This window comes from Streptococcus sp. 68 (assembly GCF_013277415.1).
Taxonomy (GTDB): domain Bacteria; phylum Bacillota; class Bacilli; order Lactobacillales; family Streptococcaceae; genus Streptococcus.
The window spans coordinates 1-7,563 of record NZ_VMMX01000006.1 but is presented as its reverse complement, the minus strand read 5'-3'; the positions used below and the strand labels follow the sequence as shown (position 1 = coordinate 7,563).

Below are 7,563 nucleotides of genomic sequence, written 5' to 3'. Positions count from 1 at the left end.
GACTTCGTCAGTTCTATCTGCAACCTCAATACCATGTTTTGAGATGACTTCGTCAGTCTTATCTACAACCTCAATACCATGTTTTGAGCAGCCTGCAGCTAAAACTTCCTAGTTTGCTCTTTGATTTTCATTGAGTATTAGTTCAATATCTGAAAAAAAGAACCTTGCAAAGCAAGATTCTTTTAGTGTCTGACTTAAATAATTGTTCTTCTGGGAACTAAATCGAATTAAGCTTCGATTTCTGTAACCATACCTGAACCAACAGTACGTCCACCCTCACGGATAGAGAATGTAGTACCTTGTTCTACGGCGATTGGGTGGATCAACTCAACGTCGATTGTCACGTTATCACCAGGCATTACCATTTCAGTACCTGCTGGAAGTTCGATTGAACCTGTAACGTCAGTAGTACGGAAGTAGAATTGTGGACGGTAGTTGTTGAAGAATGGAGTGTGACGTCCACCTTCTTCTTTAGTAAGGATGTAAACTTCACCTTTGAATTTAGTGTGTGGGTTGATTGAACCTGGTTTAGCGATAACTTGTCCACGTTCGATTTCATCACGTTGAACACCACGAAGAAGGACACCTACGTTATCTCCGGCAAGACCTTCGTCAAGTTGTTTACGGAACATTTCAACACCAGTAACAACTGCTTTTTGAGTTTCTTCTTTGATACCAACGATTTCGATTTCGTCGTTGACTTTAACGATACCACGGTCGATACGTCCTGAAGCAACTGTACCACGTCCAGTGATTGAGAATACATCTTCGACTGGAAGAAGCAATGGTTTGTCAGTGTCACGTTCTGGTTCTGGGATGTACTCATCAACTGTGTTCATCAATTCCATAACGATGTCTTCGTATTTAGAATCACCTTCAAGAGCTTTAAGAGCTGAACCTTGGATAACTGGAAGATCATCACCTGGGAAGTCATATTCTGACAAGAGGTCACGGATTTCCATTTCAACCAATTCAAGCAATTCTTCGTCGTCAACCAAGTCAACTTTGTTCATGAAGACGATAAGGTGTTTAACACCAACCTGACGTGAAAGAAGGATGTGCTCACGAGTTTGTGGCATTGGTCCGTCAGTTGAAGCTACTACAAGGATAGCTCCGTCCATTTGAGCGGCACCAGTGATCATGTTTTTAACGTAGTCCGCGTGTCCTGGAGCGTCGATGTGAGCGTAGTGACGTTTTTCAGTTTCGTACTCAACGTGCGCAGTGTTGATTGTGATACCGCGTTCGCGTTCTTCTGGAGCAGCATCGATAGACGCATAGTCTTTAGGTTGGTTAACTGATGAAGGCAAGCGACGTGCCAAAACAGTTGTGATAGCTGCAGTTAGGGTAGTTTTACCGTGGTCAACGTGTCCGATAGTACCAATGTTAACGTGTGGTTTACTACGATCGTATTTTTCTTTTGCCATTTGAGTAAAAGCCTCCAATAAAATATATTTTATAGATAGACAGTAGGCAATACAGTCTAACTTTCCTTACTATTTTATCAAATTTCAGCTAAATTGCAAGTGTTTTACAACGTTTTTGTGAATTATTCTTGGTAAAAATTTAACTAACTAATAGAAAGTACTAAATAGATTTATCCTTCAAGGAGTTTTCAGCATTATTCATCCACTCACTTGCTGAAAATACAAACAGTCTCTGGTTTATACTACAAAAGTAAACTAGGAAGCTAGGTAAAAGTTACTCACAACATCGGTTTAATACTCTTCGAAAATCTCTTCAAACCACGTCAGCATCGCCTTACCGTAGGTATAGCTGAGACTGGTCAAAAAGTCTTTGCAATCAGAAAAACATATAGTATCAGGTCTTGAGAAATCTTGCTACTATACGTTTTATTGTGGGAAGATTTACTTCATTTTCTCCTAAAGTCGAGTTTTTTGCCCAACCTCTTCTTCTACAACCTCAAAACACTATTTTGAGCTGACTTCGTGCTAGCTTCCTAGTTTACTCTTTGATTTTCATTGAGTATAAGATTGCAGATAAAACGATAAGGACGTCGGTCGAAAATAGCCCCCTAATCGCTTATTTTATAGTAAAATGAAATAAAAACTGAACATTTTGTTGAGGAAGGCAAATCAATTCCTCACAATGTTTGATAAAGAAGGGCGAACTATTCCAACTTCAACCCACTATAAAGCAGATTTACAAGATAGGGAACCCATCTCCGATAACATAATATATAGTAGAATGAAAACTGCACAATTTGATTGGGGAATTCAAACCAATTTCTCACAATGTTTTAGAAACAAGGATCTATTATTTCAACTGCAAGCTACTATAGCCCATTAAAGCTGAATAGCCCACTGAGACTTCTAAACCACTGCTGGAGAGGAGTGTGTTTCGATTTTCTTTCATTTCCCTAAAAAATCAAAAAGAGAGAACCAATCTGATCCTCTCTTACTTATAGATGGTGCTCACTCAAATGTTAAAGGAGCTATTTCTTAGAGATAAAGGAATTTGAATACAGCTACTGCCGCAATTGCTGCTGCGATAGGTGCTACTACTGGTACCCAAGAATACCACCATTTTGAATCGCCTTTATGCTCACCAAGAACTGATTTTGGAAGGAAAGCATGAAGGAGACGTGGTCCCAAGTCACGAGCTGGGTTCAAGGCAGGTCCTGTAGGTCCACCAAGTGATGTTACCAAAGCCATAACGAGGAATCCAAGTGCCAAGTGAGCCACAGAAAGTCCTGAAGCAGTGTGTGGAGCCACCTGTGCTTTAATAGCCAAGTCAGAAAAATCAACTGTTTGTCCTGCTTGTGTTGCCATTTGTTTCATGTATTGAAGCACTTCAGCACCAAAGAAGTTTTTAGTCAAACCAAGAGCTGCAAAGAACAAAACAAATGAACCAACAAACTCGTTTACAAAACCATTAACAGTTGCTGCATAGCGACTTTCTTTTGTACCATGGTCAATACTTGAAATAGTTGAGAAAGTTCCCAAGATGTTATTTGAGTTTTCAGTTTTCAAGTAGAATGGGCGGTGTGTTGCCACAACCAAGGCTTGACCAAAGATAGCCCCCAAGACTTGCGCGATAATGTAAGGTACCACTTGTGCCCAAGGGAAAAGACCGCTAACTGCAAGTCCTAGAGTGAAAGCAGGGTTGATGTGGTTCCCAGATACGTTACCAAACATCAAGGCTGGGATCATAACCCCCATACCATAACCAACAGCGATGACGATCCAGCCACTTTGGTGACCTTTCGTACCTTTAAGTTCAACGTTGGCAACTGCACCATTCCCAAGAATGATCAAAATGGCAGTTCCCAAAAATTCAGTGGCATACTTTAGTGCCCATGTGAAATCCATTTGCTAGATTCTCCTTAAAATTTTTTAGACATTCCTTATTTTATCAATTTTTACCCTATTTAGCAACTAGTTTCTGGAGAGATTTTTTAAAAATAATACTCTTCGAAAATCTCTTCAAACCACGTCAACGTCGCCTTGCCGCAGATATATGTAACTGACTTCGTCAGTCTTATCTACAACCTCAAAACGGCTATCTTGGGCTAGGTAAGACAGAGAAATATCTTTTTTCTTATTGATTTCTCCGCTAGTTGTCTCCTCTTCTCCAACTAAAATCTTCAAAAGAGTAGACTTACCTGCACCATTTTTCCCAACAAGGGCAATCCGATCTCGTTCATCAACCTGTAGGTTGATATTATCAAAAAGAACCTCTCCTGCAAAAGAACGTTCAATTTTATTAGCTTGTAAAATAATCATACAAGTAGTATAGCATGTTTCCCTAAGGCATTCAAGACAATCGTCTTAACCCAAATATCCTAGAAAAACCGGCTCTGCTTATTCTTGGTATTAAAAAGTATTTGGATTATAAACTCTACTTATTTTTTTGCAAGATAGCTAGCTAAACATTTTCGCTCGTTTACAAGAGTGACTCAAACTCAGCGACAGTCATTCCTAACTGCTGGCTGGCAAATTCAGAAGTTAAAACATGTTGACGAACCATGTCTAAGAAGGCAAAAAGTTTTCCACGTTCTAAACCTTGTTCTAAACCTTGTTCTAAACCTTGTTCAACCCCCTCAGCCCTAGCGGTTTCCAAAGCATAGTCCTGCGCTAACAAGGCTTGTTCTTCGCGCATACGTAGTTGACTAAACATTTCCCTGTCCTCCTCGGACCAGCTCTTGTAGTCCAGCAGTTGGTCTGCTTGGCTGATGGCTCGCTCGGGGTGCTGAGTAAAGGGTTTATTCCCGAAAAACTCCAACCACGGCTTGCGAACCTTGTCTTTGCTGGTTTCTCTGTATTTTTTAATTCTTATTTATGTCTTTCAATAATTCTTCAAACTCAGCAACAGTCATGCCTAACTGCCGGCTGGCAACCTCAGGTGTTAGAAGACCTTGACGTACTAGATTTACTAAACCTACTTTTAATCCCTGTTCGATGCCTTCAGCTCGTCCACGTTCAAGTCCTTGTGCTAAACCTTTTTCGATGCCTTGTTCAATCCCCTCTGCACGACCACGTTCAAGTCCACGCTCTAAACCTTTTTCCTCAGCTTGTTCCAAAGCATAGTCCTGTGCTAACAAGGCTTGTTCTTCACGCATACGTAGTTGACTAAACATTTCCCTGTCCTCCTCGGACCAGCTCTTGTAGTCCAGCAGTTGGTCTGCTTGGCTGATGGCTCGCTCGGGTTGTTGAGTAAAGGGTTTGTTCCCGAAAAACTCCAACCACGGCTTGCGAACCTCGTCTTTGCTGGTTTCTCTGTATTTCTTTAATTCTAAGAATGCCATCTTGACTAGATGGTTTTCTTGTCCATTGTTTGTGATGGTTAAGACCTCACCTGTCGTGTCCTCTCGCATACTGAAACTGTGGAAAGCCAAATCATCTGAGAAGTAATTGCTATCCACAATGGCAATGGCATAGACTGGTGCGATATGTTTGTAGCTCTGGTGGGTATCACCTTCACGTTGGCGAATTTTTTCAAGATTTTGATTGACCTGACTGCACAAGTAAGCCCACAAACGATTGATGAAAAAATTCTGATGATGAACCTGAATTTCGATGATAACTTGCGTACCATTATCCAACTCCGCCAAAACATCTATACTTGTATAGAAATCCTGTGCCGAGTACGGTACGGAAGGCAAGACGTGAATGTTGCTTCCCTCCAAAATGGTCACATTTTTTGCTGGCAAGTCCAACATATCGCGAATAAATTGACAAGTGATTTCTGGATTGCTAAAGATTTTCTTAGCAACCAAGTCATTGGTTGGGCTAATGCCCGGATGACGTACAGTCATGTTTGCTCTCCTTTCATTATAGCACATTTTTTAATCTAATTTACTAGATTTGATGCTTCTATCTATTTATTCGGAAAAAGAGTAGAAAAAACAAAAGAAATTCAAACTTTATAGCAAAAGGAAATAAACTCTGAACAAATAGGATAGTAAAGTCGAATCAATTTCTAGCAATGTTTTATAAGTTATAATGTTCTGTTCTGAATTTAAGATAACATATAATTTAAAGAGACTGGACCAAAACTCAACTTCCGGAGAAAATAAAGTAAATCTTCCCACAATAAAACGCATAGTCTCAAGTTTTGAACACCTGATACTATGCGTTTTTCTGATTTGAGAGGCTTTTTCTCAGCCTCTTCTTAATCTTATACTCAATGAAAATCAAAGAGGAAACTAGGAAACTAGCCGCAGNNGAGATTTTCGAAGAGTATTAGCTTTTCTCCACCCCACTACAGTTGACAATGAGCCAAAAAAAGAAGATGACGAATCATCTTCTTAAAAACTATGAGTTTTTAGTCTTCTTTTTTCTTGAAGAATCCTAATCCTAGACCAGCTAACAAGGTCATGATACCAGCGCTAGCCAAGCTAGCATTCGCTTCTGTACCTGTGTTTGGCAATTCTGCTTTATCAGATGTTTTAGTAGCTGTTGCACTATCTACTGTCTTTTCTGATGTAGCTGTAGCCACTGCTTCACCTTTTTGTTCTGAAACTTTAGATGGTGCTGGACTTGCAGCTTGTTCTGGACTTGGAGTTTGGTCTTTTGGAGCAGGAGTTTGAGCTTGCTTGGTTCTAAACACATGAACTGTCAAGTTATCTCCCTCACGGTGACTCTCAACAAATTCATAGCCTGGAACTTCACCTGCTTCTTGCTTGTCAACTGATGGAACTTTCAAGTCTTTTCCGTTTTCATCGCGCCATACTGTACGAACCGCTGGAGTTTCAGCTTTGTTTGGTTTTTCTGGCGTTGAAGTTGATGGCGAACTTGATGGAGTCCTTGGATGACTAGTTGGGCTTTCTGGTAAAATTGGAGTTCCATTCGCTACTTTCTCAAATGTATGCGTCAAAATACCTTCTTCTAAGCGACTAGATAACCACTTGTAGCCTGCAATCTCGCCAGCAGGTTGTTTACCATCTACTGGTTCCCTAAGCTCCTTACCTGCTCTATCTACCCACAGCGTTACTGGATACTCTGGGTTTGCTTCTTCGATTGATAAAGCAGCGTATACAAACGGAGTATAAGCACTCGTTTTATGCTTGGCTTGAGCTTGGACTTTTTCTTTATTGACAACTGATTCTCGTGGAATGGTTACAGTACCTGTTTTCTTGTCTAATGTAACATTTTCAGGTTGTTTGTCTAAAGTCCATTCACCAGTAGGTTGCTTGGTAAGAGTTAGAACTTCATTACCAGAGCCATCACTCTTAGGATACGTAATTCTCACTGTATCCGCATCTTTCTTAGGTGCTTTGACTTCGATGCTTGCTTTATTCGCTTCTTCCACAATAGCGATAGTCGGCGGAGCTACCTTAAGATTTGGTTGGTCTTCAGGCTCAGATGGTTGACCTGGTTGAGCTGGTGCTTCCTCAGGAGCGGTTGGTTGTTCTGGTTGTGGAGTCTCTGGTGTTTCTACTACTTTCGGTTTTGTTCCAACTGTAATAATTTCTTCTTTTGGTTCTTCTCTTACTACTGTTGGCTTGTTTTCTGTCACAGTTCCGTTGTTTGGATCCATTGTGTACGTTGTAGTTGTTGTTTCTTTTCCTTTTACTCCCACTTGTGTAGTTTCTCGATAATCCTTATCTTTTGTATTATCTTCTACATAACGTGTTGTAAATGGTAATTCTTTTTCTTCTACTTTTGGTTTTGTTCCTACTGTTATAATTTCTTCTTTTGGTTGTTCTGTAACCGTTGTTGGATTGTTTTCTGTAACTGTACCATTCGTTGTATCCAACGTATAAGTAGTTGTTTTTGTTTCCTTACCCTTAACACCTTGTTGGGTTGTTTCTCGATAATCCTTGTCTTTGGTTTTATCTTCTACATAGCGTGTTGTAAATGGTAGTTCTTTTTCTTCTACTTTTGGTTTTGTTCCAACTGTTATAATTTCTTCTGTTGGTTGTTCTGTATCCGTTGTTGGAGCATTTTCTGTGACTGTACCATTCGTTGTATCCAACGTATAAGTAGTTGTTTTTGTTTCCTTACCCTTAACACCTTGTTGAGTTGTTTCTCGATAATCTTTGTCTTTGGTTTTATCTTCTACATAGCGTGTTGTAAATGGTAGTTCTTTTTCTTCTACTTT

The 7,563-nt window shown here is 40.0% G+C and carries 4 protein-coding genes and 2 pseudogenes; all 6 read right to left on the bottom strand.

The features are described 5' to 3' along the window. Nucleotides 1-227: 227 nt before the first annotated feature. Entirely contained in the window at nucleotides 228-1,424 is a 1,197-nt protein-coding gene (tuf, locus tag HT720_RS04075; protein ID WP_001040724.1) for an elongation factor Tu, read from the bottom strand. A gap of 1,035 nt (nucleotides 1,425-2,459) precedes the next feature. Further along, nucleotides 2,460-3,329, bottom strand: coding sequence for an aquaglyceroporin Gla (gene gla, locus HT720_RS04070; RefSeq protein WP_112444212.1), 870 nt, complete (start codon nucleotides 3,327-3,329; stop codon nucleotides 2,460-2,462). Nucleotides 3,330-3,509: 180 nt separating this feature from the next. Continuing rightward, nucleotides 3,510-3,743 (bottom strand): annotated as a pseudogene (locus tag HT720_RS04065) (ATP-binding cassette domain-containing protein); the annotation flags it as partial. A 160-nt stretch (nucleotides 3,744-3,903) separates the two neighbouring features. Further along, nucleotides 3,904-4,290: pseudogene (locus tag HT720_RS04060) on the bottom strand (flagellar assembly protein H domain protein); the annotation flags it as partial. Then, the gene (locus HT720_RS04055; protein WP_173274796.1) at nucleotides 4,286-5,275 is read right to left on the bottom strand and encodes an Rpn family recombination-promoting nuclease/putative transposase; all 990 of its coding nucleotides are present in this window, start codon (nucleotides 5,273-5,275) and stop codon (nucleotides 4,286-4,288) included. The gene HT720_RS04055 and the pseudogene HT720_RS04060, both read right to left, overlap by 5 nt. Nucleotides 5,276-5,784: 509 nt before the next feature. Continuing rightward, nucleotides 5,785-7,563, bottom strand: a 1,779-nt coding sequence (locus HT720_RS04050) for a G5 domain-containing protein (protein ID WP_173274795.1), incomplete at its 5' end; no start/stop codon positions are given.